This window comes from Xenorhabdus khoisanae, from assembly GCF_001037465.1.
GTDB classification, from domain to species: domain Bacteria; phylum Pseudomonadota; class Gammaproteobacteria; order Enterobacterales; family Enterobacteriaceae; genus Xenorhabdus; species Xenorhabdus khoisanae.
Genome location: NZ_LFCV01000068.1, coordinates 1 through 22,646, shown reverse-complemented (window position 1 = coordinate 22,646; position 22,646 = coordinate 1). Strand labels below are relative to the sequence as shown.

The 22,646-nt window shown below is 41.4% G+C and carries 20 protein-coding genes and 3 pseudogenes; 12 read left to right on the top strand and 11 right to left on the bottom strand.

What is annotated here, in order from left to right; genetic code table 11:
• Nucleotides 1–262: 262 nt before the first annotated feature.
• The 6 genes from AB204_RS11300 to AB204_RS11280 are packed head-to-tail and all read left to right on the top strand — an operon-like array spanning nucleotide 263 to nucleotide 8,210.
• A complete protein-coding gene (locus tag AB204_RS11300; RefSeq protein WP_047963477.1) occupies nucleotides 263–1,573 on the top strand; it encodes a DUF4123 domain-containing protein in 1,311 nt (436 codons plus the stop codon).
• Nucleotides 1,570–4,953 carry a toxin VasX gene (locus AB204_RS11295; protein WP_047963476.1) on the top strand — a complete coding sequence of 1,128 codons (3,384 nt, stop codon included), beginning with the start codon at nucleotides 1,570–1,572 and terminating at the stop codon, nucleotides 4,951–4,953. Before AB204_RS11300 ends, AB204_RS11295 begins: the two co-directional genes overlap by 4 nt.
• A 2-nt stretch (nucleotides 4,954–4,955) precedes the next feature.
• On the top strand, nucleotides 4,956–6,875 hold the full coding sequence (locus AB204_RS11290) for a hypothetical protein (protein WP_047963475.1): 1,920 nt from the start codon (nucleotides 4,956–4,958) through the stop codon (nucleotides 6,873–6,875).
• Entirely contained in the window at nucleotides 6,872–7,855 is a 984-nt protein-coding gene (locus tag AB204_RS11285; protein ID WP_047963474.1) for a hypothetical protein, read from the top strand. Before AB204_RS11290 ends, AB204_RS11285 begins: the two co-directional genes overlap by 4 nt.
• Nucleotides 7,852–7,992, top strand: coding sequence for a hypothetical protein (locus tag AB204_RS22775; RefSeq protein WP_161796560.1), 141 nt, complete (start codon nucleotides 7,852–7,854; stop codon nucleotides 7,990–7,992). Before AB204_RS11285 ends, AB204_RS22775 begins: the two co-directional genes overlap by 4 nt.
• Complete coding sequence (locus AB204_RS11280) at nucleotides 7,989–8,210, top strand: hypothetical protein (RefSeq protein ID WP_047963473.1); 222 nt, start codon at nucleotides 7,989–7,991, stop codon at nucleotides 8,208–8,210. Before AB204_RS22775 ends, AB204_RS11280 begins: the two co-directional genes overlap by 4 nt.
• 13 nt (nucleotides 8,211–8,223) lie before the next feature.
• On the opposite strand, the gene AB204_RS11275 is transcribed toward AB204_RS11280, so the two are convergent.
• Both AB204_RS11275 and AB204_RS23845 read right to left on the bottom strand, forming a co-directional pair.
• On the bottom strand, nucleotides 8,224–10,542 hold the full coding sequence (locus tag AB204_RS11275; RefSeq protein ID WP_047963472.1) for an FdhF/YdeP family oxidoreductase: 2,319 nt from the start codon (nucleotides 10,540–10,542) through the stop codon (nucleotides 8,224–8,226).
• Nucleotides 10,543–10,809: 267 nt separating this feature from the next.
• Nucleotides 10,810–11,018, bottom strand: a pseudogene (locus tag AB204_RS23845) (GNAT family N-acetyltransferase); the annotation flags it as partial.
• Between the two features lie 229 nt (nucleotides 11,019–11,247).
• Between AB204_RS23845 and pyrI the strand changes: the two are divergent.
• The 4 genes and pseudogenes from pyrI (at nucleotide 11,248) to nrdG (ending at nucleotide 14,808) form a co-directional block, all read left to right on the top strand.
• Entirely contained in the window at nucleotides 11,248–11,712 is a 465-nt protein-coding gene (gene pyrI, locus AB204_RS11270; RefSeq protein ID WP_047963471.1) for an aspartate carbamoyltransferase regulatory subunit, read from the top strand.
• Between the two features lie 131 nt (nucleotides 11,713–11,843).
• Nucleotides 11,844–12,230 carry a 2-iminobutanoate/2-iminopropanoate deaminase gene (ridA, locus tag AB204_RS11265; RefSeq protein WP_047963470.1) on the top strand — a complete coding sequence of 129 codons (387 nt, stop codon included), beginning with the start codon at nucleotides 11,844–11,846 and terminating at the stop codon, nucleotides 12,228–12,230.
• 261 nt (nucleotides 12,231–12,491) lie between these two features.
• Nucleotides 12,492–14,339: pseudogene (gene nrdD, locus AB204_RS11260) on the top strand (anaerobic ribonucleoside-triphosphate reductase); the annotation flags it as partial.
• A 4-nt stretch (nucleotides 14,340–14,343) separates the two neighbouring features.
• The gene (gene nrdG / locus AB204_RS11255) at nucleotides 14,344–14,808 is read left to right on the top strand and encodes an anaerobic ribonucleoside-triphosphate reductase-activating protein (RefSeq protein WP_047963493.1); all 465 of its coding nucleotides are present in this window, start codon (nucleotides 14,344–14,346) and stop codon (nucleotides 14,806–14,808) included.
• Nucleotides 14,809–14,822: 14 nt separating this feature from the next.
• Here nrdG and AB204_RS11250 read toward each other — a convergent pair whose 3' ends face one another.
• Together AB204_RS11250 and bhsA are read right to left on the bottom strand one after the other, a co-directional pair.
• Entirely contained in the window at nucleotides 14,823–15,254 is a 432-nt protein-coding gene (locus AB204_RS11250) for a YhbP family protein (RefSeq protein ID WP_047963468.1), read from the bottom strand.
• Between the two features lie 117 nt (nucleotides 15,255–15,371).
• Entirely contained in the window at nucleotides 15,372–15,623 is a 252-nt protein-coding gene (gene bhsA, locus AB204_RS11245; protein WP_047963467.1) for a multiple stress resistance protein BhsA, read from the bottom strand.
• Nucleotides 15,624–15,895: 272 nt separating this feature from the next.
• On the opposite strand from bhsA, the gene AB204_RS11240 reads away from it, so the two are divergent.
• Nucleotides 15,896–16,282 carry a GIY-YIG nuclease family protein gene (locus tag AB204_RS11240; RefSeq protein WP_084728566.1) on the top strand — a complete coding sequence of 129 codons (387 nt, stop codon included), beginning with the start codon at nucleotides 15,896–15,898 and terminating at the stop codon, nucleotides 16,280–16,282.
• On the opposite strand, the gene AB204_RS11235 is transcribed toward AB204_RS11240, so the two are convergent.
• The 3 genes and pseudogenes from AB204_RS11235 to AB204_RS11225 form a co-directional block, all read right to left on the bottom strand.
• The gene (locus AB204_RS11235) at nucleotides 16,236–16,754 is read right to left on the bottom strand and encodes a GNAT family N-acetyltransferase (RefSeq protein ID WP_047963466.1); all 519 of its coding nucleotides are present in this window, start codon (nucleotides 16,752–16,754) and stop codon (nucleotides 16,236–16,238) included. The genes AB204_RS11240 and AB204_RS11235 overlap by 47 nt on opposite strands.
• Nucleotides 16,748–17,125 (bottom strand): annotated as a pseudogene (ubiT, locus tag AB204_RS11230) (ubiquinone anaerobic biosynthesis accessory factor UbiT); the annotation flags it as partial. The gene AB204_RS11235 and the pseudogene ubiT, both read right to left, overlap by 7 nt.
• A 247-nt stretch (nucleotides 17,126–17,372) precedes the next feature.
• Nucleotides 17,373–18,566 carry an MFS transporter gene (locus AB204_RS11225; RefSeq protein ID WP_047963465.1) on the bottom strand — a complete coding sequence of 398 codons (1,194 nt, stop codon included), beginning with the start codon at nucleotides 18,564–18,566 and terminating at the stop codon, nucleotides 17,373–17,375.
• A gap of 124 nt (nucleotides 18,567–18,690) precedes the next feature.
• Between AB204_RS11225 and AB204_RS11220 the strand changes: the two genes are divergently transcribed.
• Nucleotides 18,691–19,599, top strand: coding sequence for a LysR family transcriptional regulator (locus AB204_RS11220; protein WP_047963464.1), 909 nt, complete (start codon nucleotides 18,691–18,693; stop codon nucleotides 19,597–19,599).
• A 48-nt stretch (nucleotides 19,600–19,647) separates the two neighbouring features.
• Here the strand turns inward: AB204_RS11220 and AB204_RS11215 are convergent, their stop codons facing one another.
• The 4 genes from AB204_RS11215 to AB204_RS11205 all read right to left on the bottom strand — a co-directional run bounded on the left by AB204_RS11215 (nucleotide 19,648) and on the right by AB204_RS11205 (nucleotide 21,986).
• Nucleotides 19,648–20,433 carry an SDR family NAD(P)-dependent oxidoreductase gene (locus AB204_RS11215; RefSeq protein WP_047963463.1) on the bottom strand — a complete coding sequence of 262 codons (786 nt, stop codon included), beginning with the start codon at nucleotides 20,431–20,433 and terminating at the stop codon, nucleotides 19,648–19,650.
• A 54-nt stretch (nucleotides 20,434–20,487) separates the two neighbouring features.
• Nucleotides 20,488–21,276: an SDR family NAD(P)-dependent oxidoreductase gene (locus AB204_RS11210; RefSeq protein ID WP_047963462.1), complete on the bottom strand. Its 789-nt coding sequence runs from the start codon at nucleotides 21,274–21,276 to the stop codon at nucleotides 20,488–20,490.
• Nucleotides 21,266–21,433: a hypothetical protein gene (locus AB204_RS22770; protein WP_161796559.1), complete on the bottom strand. Its 168-nt coding sequence runs from the start codon at nucleotides 21,431–21,433 to the stop codon at nucleotides 21,266–21,268. Before AB204_RS22770 ends, AB204_RS11210 begins: the two co-directional genes overlap by 11 nt.
• A gap of 100 nt (nucleotides 21,434–21,533) precedes the next feature.
• Nucleotides 21,534–21,986 (bottom strand): UDP-N-acetylglucosamine 2-epimerase, encoded by a 453-nt coding sequence (locus tag AB204_RS11205; RefSeq protein WP_235428075.1) that lies wholly within the window; start codon nucleotides 21,984–21,986, stop codon nucleotides 21,534–21,536.
• Nucleotides 21,987–22,646 lie beyond the last annotated feature (660 nt).

Here is a 22,646-nt window from a genome sequence, read left to right as displayed (position 1 = left end):
TCATCAAAACAGGCTATTATTGTGCGTTTCGATAACATGTGCTTTATCACGTTATCTTGATGGTGAATACTTTATGGAGCCATATTAACGGATACGCTATCTGATATTTTCGTTTTTTCTCAGCCCGCTCCAGATTTTACAAGGATGTTCATCATTTCTATTCATTAACAATTTTTCACCCCACAGTGAGTGAAAAATAGAAATAATCTGCCAAATTCCCAAATATTCCGGCTGAAAATAAACAAATTGACGATATTAAATCATGCAAAGGCAAAAGAATTACCACCAGCAGTATGAACATATTTGGGTAGCCGAATTTTCATATGGTTACCATGGTACTGAGCAGAAAAAATCTCGACATTACCGTGCACAAGCCTTAATTCAGGCTAAAAGCCAGCATCAAGCATTGGTCCAACTATCTGATCATATGTTGCACTCATTGCGGGCAAGTGAAGGCCAATACGAGAAAATTTTGCCCTTTTTGCAATATCTGGATACCTGCCGTCACTTGGAAAAACATCTGATCCTGAATCTTGAACAAGTCAGCGAAGCGCAGCCCATCATCGTACTGAATCCGCAGGATATCAGCGAACTACTCCCTATTGATACCGGTGATTTGGAAATCACGCAGTATCTTTGCCCTCCCTTTGCTGGTGAGAATCCCTTTAATCGATACTGGATCAGTGATGATTTATATTCCCTGCTTTATCAGCAAAGCCAAAACGCAACGAAATACTCCCGCTGCTATATGGTGATTGATGCGGCAGTTTATCATAAACATGCAGGCCACTTTATCGTTCCTTCATTGATGACTTCCGGATTGCCTTACCGCTGCCTGTTTAAAGGAACAACACAAATCACCCTCGAAGATGCCGCTCCTTATCTGGTCGAACTGACAGGACATGAGGATAAGGAATTTCTGCGACAGATATTCATCACTCACTATACGCCGGATATCGGGATTTTTATCCATACTGATAGTCAATTCGATGAACTGTATAACCACCTGCGCAAATTTCCTTACTTACAGCAAGAACACAACCGAGAATGGGTATTTTTCCGCTTTTACTACCCACTGGCATTGGAGTTAACCCTGAAAAACCTGTCCCGTGGCGCTCTCTCTTCGTTTATGCGGCACATCGGCGCTATTTACGGTTTCAATCATGAAAATAGTCTGATGAAAGCGACCGTAACGGCAGAGATCAGGGAATCCAAGCTCGAGACTGTCACGATCAATGACAGAATGAACCTCAATTTTGAACGGTACATGCAGCAAAAGTACTTCAATAAAGTTAAAACATTCATCAAAGAGCATGTTCTACAGCAGTGTCAGATCCCTGAAGACCGGCTGCTACCTTTTATTACCCAACAAGTCAATTACGCTTACCTGAATGGATTCACCCTTGAGCTGACAGGGCTTTACTATATTGTGGCACGTTCTGTCACGGCTAAAAATGAAGCGCTCTGGGATCACGCACTGGAGACCGTCCTGTCTGAACCCTCCAATCAGGAAGCCCGTGCCTACAAACTTCTCAAGGAATGCCTTAACCCGACAACATGGAGCCAGTCATGACATCTTCAATAACAGACATCAGTGAAAATGCGAACAAATCCGTATCCAGACTTGATATGGGAAGTGCTAAATACCCATGTGATGGAAATATCAAGCCTATTTACCCTGTCCGTTATGCCTATGTGAATTTCTTTGGCTCAGATCTGGAGAAGCCCGAAGCACCACCGGATATTCACACATTGATGTCAGCAACAACCTTAAAAGAGAGTAAAGGCTACGCTGCCCGCTTGATGCGCCCGGGTTGGATTTACATTCGAGAAGAAGACAGTATGGAACATCGGCCGAGTAAAACTGCCTATTTCCATATCTTTAAATACGAACCAAATGGAGAGAATCAGACCGAGAAGTTTAGGAAATTCATCTACCGAAACAAAAAAGACGCACGTGATGGTGTCATGCCAGAGTCAGGTTTGAATGGCGAAGGCTATCCTTTTTTGTTTGTAGCAAAAGATGTCTCGAATATCAGCATTGCCTACAGTGAACATCTATGGCATCCCGATGTGATCGCACGTATAAACGGTGACTTAGAACTGCGCAAAAAAACCATGCAGTTCATTAACCTTGATGATGACAATCAGCCCCATGCCATTGAGGCCAACGAAGCTAATTTCACGAAATTAATTCAGGATTACAAAACCCGTAAGGAACAATTTGCCGCCGCCAAAGCCAAAATCGATGCCAAGAATTTCGGTGATCTGGATTTGGCTAGCCTCAGGATTGATGAGCTGACTACCCAGTTATCCTATGAAATGGATGCGGACAAGATCGCACTTGAGATCCGCAGCAAGCTCTGTTATCAGGAAAAATCACGAATTGTGATCCTGCATGATCCCGTTGGGCGGCAGAAAGAGATTTTGGAAGCGCACCGTATTTTGACCGCATGGCAGCAATATAGTGCGAAACTTAATGCCTATCCTTTAACGATTGGGATGTATGTTGAGTGCCTTATTAAATCTCGCATGCCACCAGCAGAATACCTTAAGGTTGTTGGAGCCATTAATCGTAAAGATGTAAACGAACATTGGCCATTAATAAAAAAAGAATATAAAGAGTTTGAAAGACGCCAAGAGACTTTTTCTAATATCTTCAAAGCATTTGCGAGTGAAAAATCTGTCACAGCTCAAGTCGGTAGCCTTGATAACTATTTCAAGTATTTCTTCTCCGTTCATAATGACAAAGAGATGATACAAGAAATTGACATTCAGGAAATTGACACTTTTGTCGATCTTATCACTGATATTTTTGATGACTTACAACATCCCACCGTATCAGAGAAAATGCTGGAGGAATTAATCTCACAATCAGTCATAAATGCTGAAACTGAAGAAATTATAACGACTCTTTCGAATAATCTACCACCGACAAAAAAATACGAAGAATCCAAAAGCAAAGCCTCAGTATCTACTGCGTTCGATACACATCAACTTCAATATAGTACCAACACCTGGGAAATAGCAGCAACAGGCGTAGTAAAAATCATTACCCACAGTTACACCAAAGACGCAACCACCGATCTATCTGAGATAATGAAACGGGTGTCAAACAAGTTCTTAAGTGTTTTTGGCAGAATCTTGGGTAAAGCGATGGCTTTAGTAGAAACAGGGGCTGTTGCTATCAAAGGCTCATTAACTCATTTGAGTAATGCAGCAATTCAATTTATTTCCCACAAAATTGTACCTGTATTATTGAAACCATTCAGTTTTTCCATTGATTACCGCCAAGGAATTCCTTTAACTCATCAAGAGTTTGGATATATTATAGAAAGGCTTGGAAAAATCGCAGGAGATACAGAGAATAAAGACAAAAAGAGAAAGAAAAGTAATAAAAGCAAGAAGGATAAGAAAGGCAACAAAATCAATAAAGGCAAAAAAGATCCTAAAATGCCTAAATACCACCATGCATTCAAAAAGCTTCGCCAATTAGAATCTATTTTTTTGGCAAAACAACAATCCTTGCTAATCAGCAACGCCGAAAGGAGCTTAGAAAATGCTGTCAAAAAAGTCGGAAACACCATTAAAGAAGTTGGAAGTTTAGCAAAACCTATAGCTACGCAAGCTAGCATAAACATTAAACTAGGTGTGATAACTAGCATTGATAACTCTCTTAATTTTTTCACGGTTGGCGCTAAAAAAACTTCAATATTACTGGATAAAACAGCTCCTGGTGTTAGCTTATTGCTTAATGTTAAAACAGCAACCTCTGTTATTATTCAGTCTAAATTTGATCAAAATAACCCGCTTGATCAGCACAAATACAGCGCTGCTTACGATGCTCTCAAACTTGCTATAGCTCTAATATCCCTAACAGCAGATATAGTTTCAGTCACAGAAAAAGTAACCGAACAGGCATCTAAATTATTGCCCAAAGCTACACCTGCTTTACTTGATAAACTGGATAAAATTACAACTACAGCTGGTGATATAGGAAAGCACGCAGTAACAAAAACAGTTCTCGGATTAGTTAGTATTGTTGGTGCGTTTGTTTCCTTCATAGATGGTCAGAAAGCGGGAGCAACTGGTAATATCGGAGCACAATACAGCCATTATGCTATGGGATTGGGAGGTATTGCTTTAGGCATCACAAATATCTTTAGCGTGGCTTCGGCACTATTATTAACCCTTAATGTTATTGGTTGGTTATTAATTATTGGCGGTACTATTGGATTAATGTTTTTCAACAAATCAGCTATGGAAAATATAATTTATAACTGTTTTTGGGGTAAAGGAAATAAATATCCATTTTGGAACTTAGAAACACGCCCTGATATGGATTCACAATTAAAAACAGCTAGAGATATGAATGATGATACTTGGCGAGCATTTAATATTGAACGGCAAGAATTTTTAAATATACTATTTATGCCTCAACTTTCTATCAATCGAATATTGAAGCAGAAAAGCTTTAATACATACATTAATACTTATGCTTTTACTTTACCTGGATTTCAGGAAGGAAGTTCTGATCTTCAGTATGCATTCTATAAGCCACTAACTGAACCTGTTAATAACTGGGTAACAGGCAGCTACGCACCGACTGGGAAAATTAAGGAACATATGGATTCATTAATACAAAAAAGAATCCATTATGAAGCCCTGAAAGAAACAGCAGAAGAGATTAACGGCAAATACTACCTCTATGATGAGGAAATGACAGCAAAATTCCGCAAAGCATTGCAAACTGCCTCATCAGAGATTAAAGATGGCACGCGCTACCTAACCATCACCTTTGATGATCAACATCCCTATAACTATCAGGAGAAGGCCGAAATATTCTGGCACTACATTCCATTCGAAGACACTAAGGTACCATTACGTTATCTGGCAGGCCAAACTTTGCAAGAGGTAGCGACAGTAGGATTTAAAGGTCAGGAGATACTATAACAATGAGTCTATCAAAAAAATTACGTTACTCGATACACGATGTTACCCCAACTCCATTGATCGACCAGCAGGAAGCCCTGCTGGCTCTTCCCCTGGAGAAGAAAAGTCAGGAAGACCTGAAAAGCTTTCTGCCATTACACAGTATTGACGATAACCAGTGTACTCTGCGCAATCAACAACGTCTTGCTCGTGCAATGATAGTGCTTCCTATGCTGATCGGCATGTTACTCGCCCTTTATGTTAGTGTTCAAAATTTTATTGAATACAGAAAGGGAAACGAAAAATTTATTATGAATATGGTTGAGACAGCTAGAAAGGAACTTGGGAATGATTTTTTCCTGCGTGAAGATTTACCAAAATATGCAGAAAAACTCCGGGCTATAGGTTATGACAAACATATTTCATTTAAAAAATACATGTATTTCCGTTATAATTATTTTAAAAATGGAGTACAAACCTTTATCAGCGATATTGTCCATTTTGGCCTTTTAACCGGTTTTTCTCTATTATTTATTTATCTCTGCTTTTTCTATCCATTATCTCCACCTATATTTATTGATCGCAAGCGACAATTAGTTTTTAGCTGGCATCGGGGGAAAGTATATGCAGCCCGTTATCCACAGGTTGGTATTTCCCTGTTTGGCGGTGCGGGTATGAAAGCAATGGGATTGGCCCTGTATACACTGAATGGTCATAATTCACTGGCTCGCCGTGCATTCCAGCCTTGTATTTCCATTCTCGCCGGAATGGTCACAAAAAAAGATCAAAATGAGGTTCTTGCTTTTACCATCAAGTACTTGTTAGAAGGAAAAAATTCCGTTGCGGCAACCGACTTTGGCCGTTTTCCTGTTCTATTCTGGCGTCGGGATAAAAAACCGACTGATTTTGACGCACAATTAACACGTATACTGGCTGCTCTCGATAAACATTCTGCAACCAGTGATGACCCAAACCCATTGACACACCAGACACCAGCAACATCCTTGGTTGAGCAACAAGAATTTTTATTGTCTCAGCCGATGGAAAGAAAAAACCTGAAAGCCCTGAAATCGTTTTCTACCTTAAACAGCATTGATGACAATCAATGTGTTCTGCGCAGTACACGACCAGGATTAAGGATATCCTTGTTTTTCTCCTACCTCATCATTAGTTCTCTTATCTTATGGAACGGCATTGATAATTTTAATTCGCTGAAACAGTGGGACGAAATTAATGCTCGGCTCATGCTGGATGAAGCACGTATTTGGTACGGTGAAGAGTTTCACCTGCAAAATGATCTACCAAAGCCATTGGAAGAAGAGCGTTATCTCATTAACTTGGGGTTTGACAAAAACAATACGATCCCCTTCTGGGAATACATTGAATATCACAAGAAATTTAAGATTTCTCGTTTTTCCACAACTGATGTCATTATTTCTTATTTTTTTGGATTTGGTGGCTTAGCTTTATTCTTTATCCCTCTGCTTATTCATGTTTGCTTCTTCTGGCCGCAGCATCAAATTGTCATCGATAGACAACGCAAACTGATTTATAGCTGGCGCTGGGCACAAGTCTACGCAGCCTATTATCCACAGGTAAAAATCTCCGGGCAGGCAGAACCTTCGGGGCTAACGCTTTATGGCGTTACACATCGGAAAGAACGGGTTTCCCATAATTTCCGGTTACACAATGCAGATATTTCTCTATTTGGTTTGAAAAATAAAGTTGCACAAACTGATATACATGCTTTTATTGTTAAATATTTAATTGAAGGAAAACAAGCCGTCAGTGAAATCGATTTTAAACGTGGTAGCTCACTACTTTGGCGTACCCGAAATCGCCCTTTTGATTTTGATAAGCAACTCGCTAGTGTGCTTGAAGAATTGAAAAAACTAAACAGGAAAATTCAAGAAAATAAGAACAGTCAACAGGAAAGCATATGAGCTTGCCTCAAAAATGGTATCATTCGATACATGATATGACCCCAACACCACTGATCGACCAGCAGGAAACCCTGCTGGCTATACCGCTAGTGAAAAAAAGCTACGAAGCATTACAGAGTTATCTTCCCCTGCATAGTATTGACGATAATCAATGTATTCTGCGAAATGCACAACGACTTGCACGAATAATTGTGTTTTTTCCTCTCCTTATTGGGATGTTATTGGTTTTTCACTATAACATCGTTAGTTTTGTTATTCAGAAAGAAAAAAATGAATCCAATATTATGGATTGGGTCGAGCTTGTTCGCAAAAAATATGGAGAAGATTTTTATCTTCGCAAAGATCTTCCTGATCATATGGAAAGTGCCCGTTTTATTGGTAATGATAAAACAATCTCTTTCTGGAAATACCTCTATTATCGCTACAATTATTTCCATGCCAGCACCAAATTTTTAATTACCGATTTTTTACGTTTCAGCTTTTTACTGGCTTTCTCTCTCTATCTGATACATCGGTGCTTTTTCTGGAAGCTGCAAGCCCCCCTCTTTATTGACCGGGATCGCCAACTGTTTTTTAGCTGGCACACAGGTAAGGTTTACGCTGCTCGTTATTCACAGGTAGGCATTTCGAATCAAACTGACCTGATGAAAATCGTCCATTTGATGGGGCTGGCACTGTATACGCTGGATGATAACAATACGCTGGTGCGCCGTGCTTTCCAAATGTGTCTCTCTTACGGCTCCTTATGGGGGTTCAACACCAAATTACGCCAAGACGAAGCCCATGCCTTTATCGTCAAATATCTGGTGCTAGGGAAAGATGCTGTTGCTGCCACGGATTACAAACGCTTCCCTGCCTTGTTTTTATTTAAAGATAAAAAACCTGTGGATTTTGAGGAGCAACTCGAACGTATTTTGACGGAATTGGATCAACGGGATAGTGAAAAAATAAATAACACGGACGGACAGAGAAACAAATGAGTTTGTCAAAAAAATTACGTCACTCGATACACGATGTTACCCCAACTCCACTGATCGACCAGCAGGAAGCCCTGCTGGCTGTACCACTGATAAAAAAAGCTACGAAGCGGAAGAAAAGCTGCTGGCAATACCAATGAAACCGAAAAATTTACGGGAGTTAAAGGCGTTTTCTACTCTCAAAAGGATTAATGATAAACAGTGTATTCTGCGCAGCCATCGAACAGGTTTACAACTTTCGTTATTACTGTTCGACCTCGTATTATGGCTCATGGTTTTCAGTTGGAATGCCGATAATTACACCAAAAGTTATCTCCGAAAACCGAGCCTGAATCGACGTACTGTGAACAGTTTTTAACCTTCAATGCACCTTATACAAGGCGCTGAGGTTCAGATTGGTTTTGCTCAGTGCGGGATAATTTTACCGGCACAGATTTTGAGGTCGGCGTACCTGTACCATCTCCCAAGCTCTCCATTGGAACCAATGGATTGGTTTCTGGATAATAGGCGGCTAGGTTTCCGCGTGGAATGGTGTAAGGAACCAACTTAAAACCAGAAACTTTGCGCTTGATACCATCATTCCATACCGTCTCAATATCAACCAAATCACCGGCCTGATACCCTGATTGAGTAATATCCTCTGGATTCATAAACAGGACTTCCCGCTGACCATAAACGCCACGATAGCGGTCATCCAGACCATAAATAGTCGTATTGTATTGGTCATGAGAACGCAGGGTCTGCAAGGTGAAAGGCACGTCAGCACCCTCAATTTGCGGGAACAACGTTTTTGGTAACGGCGCATGGCTGAATTCCGCTTTTTTGCTCGGCGTGGCAAAGCGTAATTCGGCAGCAGCATTACCAAGATAGAAACCACCCGAATGTTCACATTTTTTATTAAAATCATCAAACCCTGGAATGGTCGCGGCAATATGATCACGGATTTTATTGTAATCCCCAGCCAATTCCAGCCAGTTAACTGTCGCTGTATTACCTACTGTAGCATCAGCAATGCCGGCAACAATCGCTGTCTCAGAACGTTGGGTATCAAATAATGGTTTATTGACGCCTTCCGAGGCATGAACCATGCTGAAAGAGTCTTCTACCGTCACAAATTGCGAACCTGTCACCTGAATATCTCGTTCAGTACGACCCAATGTCGGCAGGATAAGAGCGCCTTGTTTACCGGTAACAAGATGACTCCGGTTTAATTTCGTACTGATGTGTACAGTCAGGTCACAGTGCTTAAGGGCTTCTTCTGTACGTGGGCTATCTGGCGCTGCCGCTGCGAGGTTCCCACCCAGCGCAATCAGAACCTTGACTTCATCACGCAGCATGGCACTCAATGCTTCCACCACATTATGACCGTGGGCACGAGGCGGTTCGAAGCCAAAATAGACTGCCATACTATCCAAGAGCGGTTTGGAAGGTTGCTCATTAATCCCCATTGTCCGGTTACCTTGTACGTTGCTGTGACCACGTACCGGACACAACCCAGCACCGGGTTTACCCAACTGCCCAAACAGTAACTGAAGGTTGACGATTTCACGCACGGTAACTAAAGAATGTTTATGTTGAGTTATCCCCATTGCCCAAGTGCAGATAACGCGTTCGGCATTCTGGTAGATGGTTGCCGCTTCGCGTAATTGTGCTTCCGTCAATCCTGATTGGTTTTCAATAAATGACCATTCAGTCGCAGCAACTTCTTGTAAGTAAGCATCCACACCTTCGGTGTAAGTTGAGATAAATTCCAGATCGAAGATACCTGATTTACCTTCCGTCAGCAGGGCATTATGCGTTTCCAAAAGTGCCTTAACCATCCCACGCACCGCAGACATATCGCCACCAAGTTTAGGCTGGTAATAACGGTGACTGATTTCTCCTGCCATTGGTGTGATTACTTCGAGCGGTTTTTGTGGATCAGCGAAACGTTCCAATCCGCGCTCACGCAAAGTGTTAAACGTGACAATACGAGCACCCCGTTCAGCAGCATGCCGTAAACTATGCAGCATCCGTGGGTGGTTTGTACCGGGGTTTTGACCAAATATAAAGATGGCATCAGCGTGGTCAAAATCTTGCAGCCGAATAGTCCCTTTCCCAACCCCCAGACTTTTTAACATGCCATAACCACTGGCCTCATGGCACATATTGGAGCAATCAGGGAAGTTATTCGTTCCTAACACACGGCCAAACAATTGATAAAGCCATGAAGCCTCATTACTGGCACGTCCGGAGGTATACAATTCAAGCTGATTAGGATTATCCATTGCCTTAATATGGCTGGCGATCAGGGCGAAAGCATCCTCCCAGCTAATCGGTTCATAATGATCTGTCTGTGGGTTATAGCTCATCGGCTCAACAACCCGCCCTTGATATTCAAGGAAGTAATCACTTTGCTGGTAGAGTTTGCTGACACTGTGAGCCGCAAAAAACGCTCGATCAACATACCGGCGAGTTGCTTCCCAAGTGACTGCTTTCGCGCCATTTTCACAAAAGCTAAACAGACTTTTGTTGTCATCGCCCCATGCGCATCCCGGACAATCAAAACCTCTGGGCTTGTTCATGCGCATCAGATTAACCATATTTTTTAGTGCTTGTTTACTGTCAAAGACAAAGCGGGTTGTTGCCTCCAGAGATCCCCAACCACCAGCAGCCGAGTGATAAGGTTTTATTTTTGATTTGAATTTCATAAAAATCTCTATTTTTTATGCCGTGGTCAACACAGACTGGCCACATATTTGCAGGTGAACCAATAACGCCGAACTCATGCATTGCGGGTTGCCGTCAATGTAATCATCGGAGCGAACCGGGTAGCCATGCTTTGTGCTATAACCAAAAACTGAACGATGACCACCTCTTTATAATCATACTCTTATACATCCATTGTGGTAATTATTCCGTTGTTAGATCACGAAAAAACCGAACTGTTTGCGTTTGACATCACTGTCTAATTACTTCAATACTTTGGCTACACCGCATTTTCTGTGTGTCGGGGAAACAAAGATGCCTTCCAGAAAAACCACTGGACTACCCTCTCGCAGCCATTTACATAACCATGCCTGATTGATGCATCAGCAAAACCAAGCCCATTACCATCTTCGTCAAGTGCAACGAATGAAACCAATTGGCTGGAAGAAATAATATCTTCCCCATCGGCTTGATGAGCTTGTCTCTAAAGATACCCTTATAGAATGCTTGATATAATAATCGGCGATATAAAGTGGTCGGCATATTTTTTAGCAGGTTTTATTGACTTTCAATCAATAAGTTAAATCATCTTTTAAATTAAAGAGTTAATCAGATGAAATGCCAAATCGTCTGTGACAAAATAAGCAGGTTCCCTTGATCCCCTAATGTCCGGAGGAGGAATACCGAACAGGTATTCATGACACAACATGATTCAAGATCATCAACTACAAGTAGAAGCCATTAAATGTGGTACGGTTATCGATCACATTCCGGCCCATGTCGGCTTTAAATTATTGTCGCTGTTTAAGCTCACCGAAACCGACCAACGTATTACCATCGGCCTGAATCTGCCTTCCAACCATCTGGGTAAAAAGGATCTGATCAAAATTGAAAACACCTTTCTGACGGCGCAACAAGCAAATCAGCTCGCCATGTATGCTCCCCATGCGACAATCAACAATATTGAAAATTATGTTGTCGTTAAAAAGATGCCGATCAATCTGCCAGAACAAATTGACGGTATTCTTGTTTGCCCAAACAGCAATTGCATCAGCCATAATGAACCCGTCAACAGCAGTTTTCATGTGATGACAGCGCAAGATGATGTTGTATTGCGCTGTAAATATTGTGAAAAAGAGTTTGATCGCCAAGCAGTCATCAATAACGATTAAGCATCGCTTCAAACAATCTATCTCCCATTTGAGAGGGATAGAATGTGCTGTATCAATTGATGCAAAGCAGGGGATCACTATAATGGCGGTCTCGCAACATTTTCTATTCAGACGTTAAACAGGAGTTTCTAATGTCACGTTCTATTCATACCGAGAATGCACCAGCGGCAATCGGCCCTTATGTTCAGGGTGTTGATCTGGGCAGCATGGTTATCACTTCCGGTCAGATCCCTGTTGATCCAAAAACCGGCGATATCCCTGAAGAGGTTACTGCTCAAGCACGTCAATCTTTGGAAAACGTTAAAGCTATTATCGAGCAAGCTGGCCTGAAAGTAGCTGATATCGTGAAAACCACCGTATTTGTCAAAGATCTGAATGACTTTGCAGCCGTAAACGCAACTTACGAAGCATTCTTCGCTGAACATAATGCGCCATTCCCTGCGCGTTCATGTGTTGAAGTTGCTCGTCTGCCAAAAGATGTGAAAATCGAAATCGAAGCAATCGCCGTTCGCAGTTAATTTGACGTTCTTTCAGCCCTGATCACTCCAGTATCAGGGTTGCTATTACAACCCTCCCTTTCTTTGTCTCAGATCAACTTTGTAGGTTGTATATTGGCTTAAATGATCTATATATTGTGCTTAAATACACAAAGTTCACTACATGTAGTATTTATGCACAAGATTATCCACACCCAACAAAAAGCGAGCATTCATGTCATTTTCGTCTGTGGATAACATATGAGGAGCCTTATTGTGAATTCCCATAAATGGCATGATCAATTAGATCAGGAAATCCGTGGTTTGATCGAGCAAAGTGATTTCTCTCTGCTTAATGAAAACGCCAATAAAGACAGCAAAGTGATCCCGACTCAACGTGATTTATTGGCCGGGATTGTCGCCCGGCAGTATGCCAAACAGTATATGCTGCCACCTGATGTGGTTGTGGCGCATGAAAAGGGGGAAATTCACTACCATGATCTGGATTACGCCCCTTTTTTTCCCATGTTCAACTGTATGCTGATCGATTTACAGGGCATGCTGACCAACGGTTTTAAGATGGGCAATGCGGAAATTGAACCCCCTAAGTCCATTTCTACCGCCACTGCGGTCACGGCTCAGATCATCGCGCAAGTTGCCAGCCATATTTATGGTGGAACGACCATTAATCGCATTGATGAAGTCCTCGCTCCTTTTGTGAAGGCCAGTTATGACAAGCATCTGGCAATTGCTAAAGAGTGGAAGATTGCCGATCAGGCTGCTTATGCAGAAGCCCGCACTGAAAAAGAGTGCTATGACGCTTTCCAATCTCTGGAATATGAAGTCAATACGCTGCATACCGCCAATGGACAAACCCCCTTTGTCACCTTTGGGTTCGGATTGGGAATATCAAAGGAATCCCGCCTGATTCAAATTTCAATTCTGCGCAACCGCATTGCAGGATTGGGAAAAAATCGCAAGACTGCCGTTTTCCCCAAACTGGTTTTTGCCATTCGTGATGGGTTAAACCATCGGTTTGGTGATCCTCACTATGACATCAAGTTATTAGCGCTGGAATGTGCCAGCAAACGTATGTACCCCGATATTCTCAATTATGATCAAGTTGTCAAAGTGACCGGTTCATTTAAAACGCCAATGGGTTGTCGCAGTTTTCTCAGTGTTTATGAAGAAAATGGTCAGCAAATCCACGAAGGGCGCAATAATCTGGGGGTAATTAGCTTGAATCTGCCCCGCATTGCGCTGGAGGCTAAGGGTGATGAAGCCCGTTTCTGGCAGATTTTGGATCAGCGTTTGTTGCTCGCGAAAAAAGCCCTGATGACCCGCATCTCTCGCCTCGAAAATACCAAGGCCCGGGTTGCGCCCATCCTCTATATGGAAGGTGCCTGTGGCGTTCGTCTGAAAGCCGATGAAAATATTGCTGAGATTTTTAGGCATGGTCGCGCCTCTGTCTCGTTGGGGTATATCGGCATTCATGAAACGATAAATGCGTTATATGGTAATCAGACTCACCTTTTTGATAATGAACAGCGCCAACAGAAAGCCATTTCTATTGTTAAGCATTTACGTCAGGCGGTTGATCAATGGAAATTGGAGACTGGCTATGGATTCAGTCTGTACAGTACGCCAAGCGAGAATTTATGTGACCGTTTCTGCCGTCTGGATACTACCGAGTTTGGTGTGATTCACGGTGTCACCGATAAAGGTTATTACACCAACAGTTTTCATCTGGATGTGGAAAAAAAGGTTAATCCCTACGATAAACTTGATTTTGAAGCACCTTATCCACCGTTAACGAATGGCGGTTTTATCTGCTACGGCGAATATCCCAACCTACAACATAATTTGAAGGCATTGGAAGATGTTTGGGATTATAGCTATTCACGTGTTCCTTACTATGGCACCAATACACCCATTGATGAATGCTACCAATGTGGTTTTACGGGAGAATTTGCCTGTACCAGCAAAGGGTTTACTTGCCCTCAATGCGGCAATCATGACTCAGCCCATGTTTCTGTCATTCGCCGTGTTTGCGGCTATCTTGGCAGCCCGGATGCACGCCCATTCAATACCGGAAAGCAGGAAGAAGTGAAACGCCGCGTGAAACACTTCGGTAATGGTCAAATGGGTTAATGACATGAATTATCATCAATATTATCCGGTTGATGTGGTCAATGGCCCCGGAACCCGTTGCACACTGTTTGTGTCAGGTTGTCTGCATCAATGTCGTGGCTGCTATAACCAAAGTACCTGGCGGGTTGATTCTGGTCTGCCTTTTACACTGGAAATGGAAAACCAAATCATCGCTGATTTGAAAGATCATCGTATTCAACGACAAGGTTTATCATTATCCGGTGGCGATCCCCTGCATCCCCATAATTTACCTGCCATCTTGCAATTGGTTCAGCGCGTAAGAGAAGAATGCCCAGATAAGGATATCTGGCTATGGACAGGCTATGTTCTCAATGAATTAAATGAGATTCAGCAAGAAGTTATCAGCTATATCCACGTGTTGATTGATGGGAAATTTGAACAGGCGCTATATGATCCCACATTAATTTGGCGGGGCAGTCATAATCAGGTTATCCACTATTTACGATGATAGTTACGGTAGCATTAACGTTGCCAGTGCAATTTTTTACCAAAACCCAGCGTGTTATTCACCATTTTGATTTCATTCAGGTTAAGCTGCCAGATAGGGGTCTTGGCTGTTAAGGCGATGGGAAAATGGTGGCAATAATGCGCTCTGGCCGCAGTTTCAGCTTCACCTGTCAGCAGAATCACTTCACCACGAAATTGGATACCCTTAATGTGAGCAATATTGCGGGTTTGGTCAGCAACAGTGCCTGCAACGACAGGATTTTGCTGCATGATTTGACCATGCCGGGTATCAGATTCAGTCATAAACCAAAATGCCATGTTGTCGGCATCAAAGACATAGAAACAGCTCGCACACCATAAATCTTGAGTCGAAGAAGTGCAAAGCGTGAATACATGTTGTTTAGCGAGATATTGACTAATTATTAAATTTTCTTTATTTGAATTCATATGGTTCCATACTGTTATTTTAGCCTGTTCGGAACAGAACACGACTGGAAATTTAACCAGCTTCGTGTTCTATGTTCGACTCAATATACCAAGGTGGGCTGCATGGAACACTATAAATTATTTATAAATTTCAGCAACTCCATTGAGTTTATTCTGACCATTTGCTGAAACAACACGGAAATATTTCGCGCCAGCTTTGTCAGCTTTTTTGGATAACTCTACAGTCAGGCTATCTAATGTGGCGGCACCAGTTACTGAGACAACACCAATTTTATCTCCCTTAGCAATTTGAACTTCAGTTGCTGCAAGTGAACCAAATGAAACCGCACATAATGCTAAACCAGCGACGATATTTTTTACATTTTTCATATTTTGCTCCTCTACTCACTTTATACAATAGGGCTTATCCCCCCGTGACGCAGACCATGTTATACGCTTGTTTCGAATATGATAATTAGCAATTGTTGCTATATTTTTTCAATTATTTTGAACAACAATAGCTATCCAAAGACGCCTCATTGCATATATTATTAATAAATTCATATTGTTAAATCAGAAAATCACAAAAAAATCAGCCTAAAACTTAACGACACATTAATTTCACACTGTAATTAAACTTTCGGAACTATTAAAATTAAATAATGAAAATTAAAGTATCTCACTGGTATCTCTACCTGATCAGGGCACAAAATGGCACCTTATATACTGGGATCACAACAGATGTATCCCGCCGATTTATGCAACATGCATCAGGAAAAGGTGCAAAAGCCCTCAGGGGGAAAGCACCATTGACATTGGTTTATCAAAGTTTGGTCGGGGATCGCAGCATGGCGCTGAAAGTTGAATACCGTGTGAAAAAGCTGAATAAACAGCAAAAAGGGAGGCTGATTCAGAATCAGCCTCCCTGCATAACGACTTATTTGATAGAAAACGGCTTATCTGAGAAGTTTTTTACTCAATCAGAGAGCCTTGAAGAGACAATCATTTTGGCAGAGACCATAGATTCTCAAAATGGGCAGGATAAGTAACCTGACCATGACAATCACTCAGTGAAATATCAGCCAGCGTGTAGATCAGGAAATAATTCTCGCAATCAGGCCATTCGCAAGATAATTGATATTCATTAGCAAGTTTAAAACCAAAACGGCCGTAATATTCAAGATCTCCCAGTGCAACAACCGCGCTATATCCAAATTCATTCAGGCTATCCAGCCCTTCATACACCAATTTTTCACTGAGACCATGATGACGGTACTGTTCCTCCACCGCTAATGATGCCAAACCAACCCATTGATGATCCGCACCATTGATATCAACAGGCGTGAAACCGACATAGCCAATCACATGACCTTCATCGTCAGTCGCAACAATGCCCAATGTCAACAAGCCATCTTCTCTTAATTGACTCACTAACTCAGCTTCTGCCGATGTCTCAAAAGACTGACGTAATAAACGATCAATCCCCATAGCATCAACTGGAATTTCGACCCTGATTAACATGACGATAACGCGCGATCGTTCTGATCAACGCCCTCTTTCTGTCCCGCTTTGATAAATTCAGCCAGACGCAATAAACCAAAGCGAAGAATGGATGGCATAGACTCCAATTCAATGGAATCCATCAAATTTTTTACATGCAGTCCCAATTCTGTGTTTCCTTCAATCCGTAAACGACGCTGAAAAAACAGTGTATCAGGATCTTCCCTGCGGGCAGCAATAAGAATGAAATCATTTGCATTACCACTAAAACTGACGTCTTTACTCGCATGCTGCCTGACAACCAAACGATTACCCTGCATACTGATGAACCAGTGTAAGCCGAGATCCCGTATTTCCACCTTCAACCAACGGGAAGTTAAAAACGCCAGCTGTATTTCCCGATCCTACATCAAGAATCGATAATAAATCCCTTATCACAAAACGTCTACAGAACAAATTTCCGGGCAAGCTATTTTTTGAACATGCGGGGTATTTTGCCCGTTATGCAACGGGCATATCATTCATGTATGGCTGTAATTTATGCGTTTTTTCAGTTGAAACTCACCATCAACTGAAATTCAATGAATGGGACCCGGCCAAAGCGGGCTTTTTTATACTCAACGCGAAAGCTCAGGATAATTATAGTGAGTTAGAGATTGAACGTTGCTCACGCATGGATGGAATAACCATTTGCCACACAAGAGATACGATAGCCAATACACCCATTCCTGCACCTACCCATGTTAGCGTTTCTAATCCCCACTCTCGTACTGTAGTACCACCAATAACAGACCCCAGAACAACCCCGGCATTAAAAGCCGCGATATTCATGCCCGAAGCGATATCCATTGCATATGGTGTGTGCCGTTCTGCCAGCATAAGTATCCTTGACTGCAACGGTGGAATTGCCCCATAAGTTGCCAACCCAAGTAAAGCGACTAAACCAATCATCAGTACAGAATTGGTAAGACTGAAACTCATCGCCACCAATACAACGGCAATACCAATAAGAAGAATAAGTGAGGCAAAATCCATTCCTTGTCGATCTGTTAGTCTTCCTCCCCAAACTGTACCAACAGCGGCTCCAATACCGTAAGCAAGCAATACTCCACTGGCGGTTTCAACACTGACTCCTGTAATCGTCAAGAGTATAGGGGTAATAAATGTGTACAGAGCAAATGAAGCGGTATAGGAAAGCATTGGAACGCTTGCCCCTGCCAGTAAACGCCGATCAAAAAGGATAATAAGATGGCGCCAGCTAGCAGATACTTTAATAACCGGCTCTCCGGCATCTTTTGGCATCTTGAATCCAATGCCAATCGCTCCAATCAATCCACAAGCAGCGATAATTAAAAATATGACATGCCAATTTAGTATACTGCCCAGCCAAGTTCCTACAGGAACACCTAAAGACATGGCAATAGTGACACCACCGAATACCCAAGCCAGAGCAGTACCAGCACGTTCAGACGGAACCAAACGAGTCGCAACACCAGAAGCCACAGCAAAAAAAACGCCATGTGCCAGACCAGATAATAAACGGGCAGCTAAAAGAGGAACCAAATTTGTTGATGCGGCTGCTATTAGATTTCCCAGTGTAAATGCCAGCATTGCAGTAAGAAGTAAGCGTTTTCGCGACCAATTAGAGGCCAGTGCCGTCAAAATGGGTGCCCCAATCACAACACCTAACGCATAGGCTGTCACAGTTAACCCAATACTGGTTACATCGACGCCAAGATCTACTGACATCACAGATATCAGTCCAATAGTGATGAATTCTGTAAACCCTATCGCAAATGCACAAAGCGAAAATATATATATCACGAATGGCATTGGAGATTCTCCTTATACGCTAAAAATGCCTCAGTCTAAATTTGAGATGAGTAATAAGTATCATGCTTTCATTTAGTGCAATAAATATCCATAATGGATAAAAACTTATGATAAGGAGTCACTAATGGTCTTGCGTAACCTTGAAGACTTAAGTGTATTTATCAGAATCATCGACACAGGCAGTTTCACCGCTGCTGCCCGAACTTTGGGGTTATCTCCTACCACGGTCAGTAAGCAAATTGCACGCCTAGAGAAAAACCTTGGAATCGTTCTCTTTGTACGAAATACCCGCTCACTACGCATTACACCTGAAGGCAAATTAATCGCTGAAAAAGTGAGGGCTGCATTAACTCTGGTGGAAGAAGCGGCTGAAATTGCCAAAGATGGAAATGAGTCTCTCACAGGTTTGATTCGACTTACCGCGCCAGTACCGCTTGGTCGGACCTATGTAACAGAAGCAATTGCAGAGTTTAGAAAGAAATATCCATCGGTAGGATTCATCTTACATTTGACAGACAAAGTTGTTGATCTTTATAAGGCCGAAATGGATTTAGCTATCAGAGTGGCAAATTTGACTGATTCACGTTTAATTGCCAGACGATTATCAGAGAACAAACGAATTTTAGTTGCATCACCTAATTACCTCAAACTACATGGTGAACCTCAGGATCCAGAAGAGCTAGCTAACCATAACTGCCTGCTTTTTTCCGCCTCTGGAAATAAAAGTACAATATGGTCACTTCACAACAAAAAAAACACGAAAGCCATTTCACTCTCCAGTGATTTAATCGCCAATAATGGTGATGTCTTACGAACGTGGTGTGCCGCAGGTCTGGGTATAGCACTTCGAGAAACCTGGGATGTAGCAGGTTTAATTCGCTCAAATAAACTCATCCAAATCTTGCCAGAATGGCAAGAAGAAACTTCTCCAATTAATGTAGTAAGGGCGGGGAAGCGACCAGTTCCACAACGTATCAAAAGTTTTATTGAATTCCTCACCGAAGAGTGGAAAATTCCCCCTTGGGATAAGTAACTGAACAAGTCAGTAAAATTATCATCATCCCGACTTGTTCCTTTCATCTTACAAAATACTTTGAATGACGCCACCATCAACACGTAAAGCAGTACCGGTTATTGCAGAAGCCAGTGGTGAAGTTAAAAAAACAACGGCATTAGCAACTTCTTCAGCTGTTGCCAACCGCCCCAGCAACGATGCGGGACGTGCTGTCTCAATAAAGCGTTTTCCCGCTTCCTCAATTGAAAGTGTAGGATCCGTGATAAGTTCTCTAACAAATCGTTCAACCCCTTCACTTTCAGTTGGCCCGGGTAGAACACTATTGACGGTGACTCCTGTTCCAGCAGCGGCTTGGGCGAATCCTCTTGCTGCTGCGACTTGGGCGGTCTTGGTCAGGCCATAATGTGGCATTTCTAGCGGTATCTGTAAGGCTGATTCACTGGAAATAAATACCACGCGCCCCCACTTTTTCTCTATCATGAGTGGAATATATGAACGTGCCAGACGAATCCCACTTAGGACATTGATATTAAAATAGTCAAGCCATTCCTCATCCCTGATTTCAAAAATTGGCTTAGGGGAAAATATTCCAGCGTTATTAATCAGGATATCAATATCCGGAAATTTCTGATTAATTAATTCACATCCTTCTCTGGTTCCGACATCAGCGGCTACAGTAAAAACGCGATCTGAACCATTAAATTTATTAACTGCCTGAATTAACCGCTCTTCACTTCTTCCATTTAAAATAACGGAGGCACCTGCTTTATATAGACTGTGCGCAATGGCTAACCCAATGCCTGCTGTTGACCCCGTGACTAATGCAATTTTCCCTTCTAAATTTATATTCATATAAACCTCTATTCATCTTCACTAGACAAGCTGAGTCTTAATCTATTTCTGTAATTAGATAAAAGGAGTCACTCCGCCATCTACTAAATAATTTGCACCAGTGATAAATGCAGCGGATTCTGAAGCCAAAAATGAGAGTAAAGCCGCCACTTCTTCAGGTCGCCCTAGCCTACCAACAGCAATATCAACTTCTTTGATGTAGCGTTGTAATGCCTCTTCACGTCCAACTTTATATTTTTGTTCAAGCTGGGCTATCAACCCCTTAGGCTTATCGTAGATAGCGGTATGAATAAAAGCAGGAGAGATAACATTGGAGCGAATACCATATTTGCCAAACTCCCGTGATATCACTTTAGATAGCGTTAGAATTGAAGATTTCAAGATACTATAATCAGGAAGATTTAAATTTGGCATTAATGCTGCTTCAGAAGCTATATGGAGTAAAATACCCTTTTTTTGATTACGCATATAAGGTAATACACTCCGGGCCATTCGAATGTAGCCAAGCAGATTGATTTCGATTGTAGAATGCCAATCATCATCTGTTACATCAAGAAAACTCTCCCTAGGCTCTACTAATGCAGCATTATTAATCAGAATATCTATCCTCCCGAATTTACTGATGACTGTATTGATAAGACCATCAATATCTGAAGGATTTCTGACATCAAACTGATAAGGAAATAAGAATTTGTCTTCCTGCAATTCATAAAGTTGCTCTAGATTAATATCTCCTCCAATAACATATGCCCCCTCTTTTAAAAATTCAGTGGTAGCAGCAAGCCCGATACCCGAACCTGCCCCAGTGATTATAACTATCTCACCAACTAAACTACGCTTCATGAGCATCTCCAGAAGTCACATCCCGCTTAATCTGGTTGAGATGTAGAACGATTCGTGCTTCAAGAGATAAATTACCTTCATCAAAATCAACTATAGATGGTAATAAATCATTTGAAAATTCTAATAATCTTTGATGGTTAGCCCCTGTTATTTTCATTCTACTTGTCCATTATTTACTATTTGATATTAAAGAAGATATCTTTGTCAAAGAAGGTTGTTTCAACATATCTGTCTCTTTACTACATAAACATTTTTTATTAAAAAATGGGTCGGTGCAATGAACTTATTTGTGCTACCAGACGCCGATTACCCTCTTCAGGAAAAGGAGAATAAAGATTTCCACTACGTAATCCGGCTTCAATATGAATTACAGGGATTCTATTTTGGAAACCATACAATGCTCCCGCAACAGTGGAAGCAGTATCTCCATGCACAACGATTGCATCAATTTCCTGTATTATAGGAACTTTAGATAATCCTTCTAATATTCTATGTGTTACACCCGAAATGGTTTGTCTTTCGCGCATAACTTTCAAATCTATATCTGCTGTTATTCCAAATACTGAAAGAGTAGAATGTAACATCTCATCATGTTGTCCAGTAGATATAATAATTGGGTCAAAGCGTTCATCTTTACGCATTTCTATAATTGGGATAGCACACTTAATTGCCTCAGGTCTCGTCCCTATGACAAATCCAAGTTTTAACATTACAATCCCCTTTTATATTTTTAAAAAATATCAATATCTTCCACTTATGAACATAATAAGATACCTCTCTTATTTTCAATATAGAAAAACCCTTGAAAAAATTAGCATCAGAATCCTTCCTAATTTTATTTATTATTAACTCATTCAGTTATAAATTAAAGTATAGACATAAACTGAAACAGTTTAATCATCGTTTAATGTCTATGATTTAAACAACCTTCAGAAACAGTTCACCACTTCACTTTTTCCATTGAGTAACAAACATTACATATATAAAACAGCAATACCATTGATTGGCATAGCCTGCAAGACATCAGGCTTGTGCTGTTCAGATATCAAGCTAACTAACTATATCGATAATATCGTGACTCTATTTAACAGGTTTATGATATTAACTAAATACATAAATAATGAGAATGTAAAAAAAAGAATTTCTATTATTCCCTTTCGTCATAAATGTAAACTTTAAATATCTATCTTTAATGAGCAGTCCGTAACCTAATTAACAGTTCGCGTAAATGTTTTCTGCTCAGGGATAAAAAAATCGCTTAACGCGCTGGGAAATATCCCGGAATACACTGTGCAATGGCAGTCCCATTTGGTTGACGCCTGCGATCGCTTTTGTGGCCCAAGTTGATGGCAAAGCCGATGAAACCACCC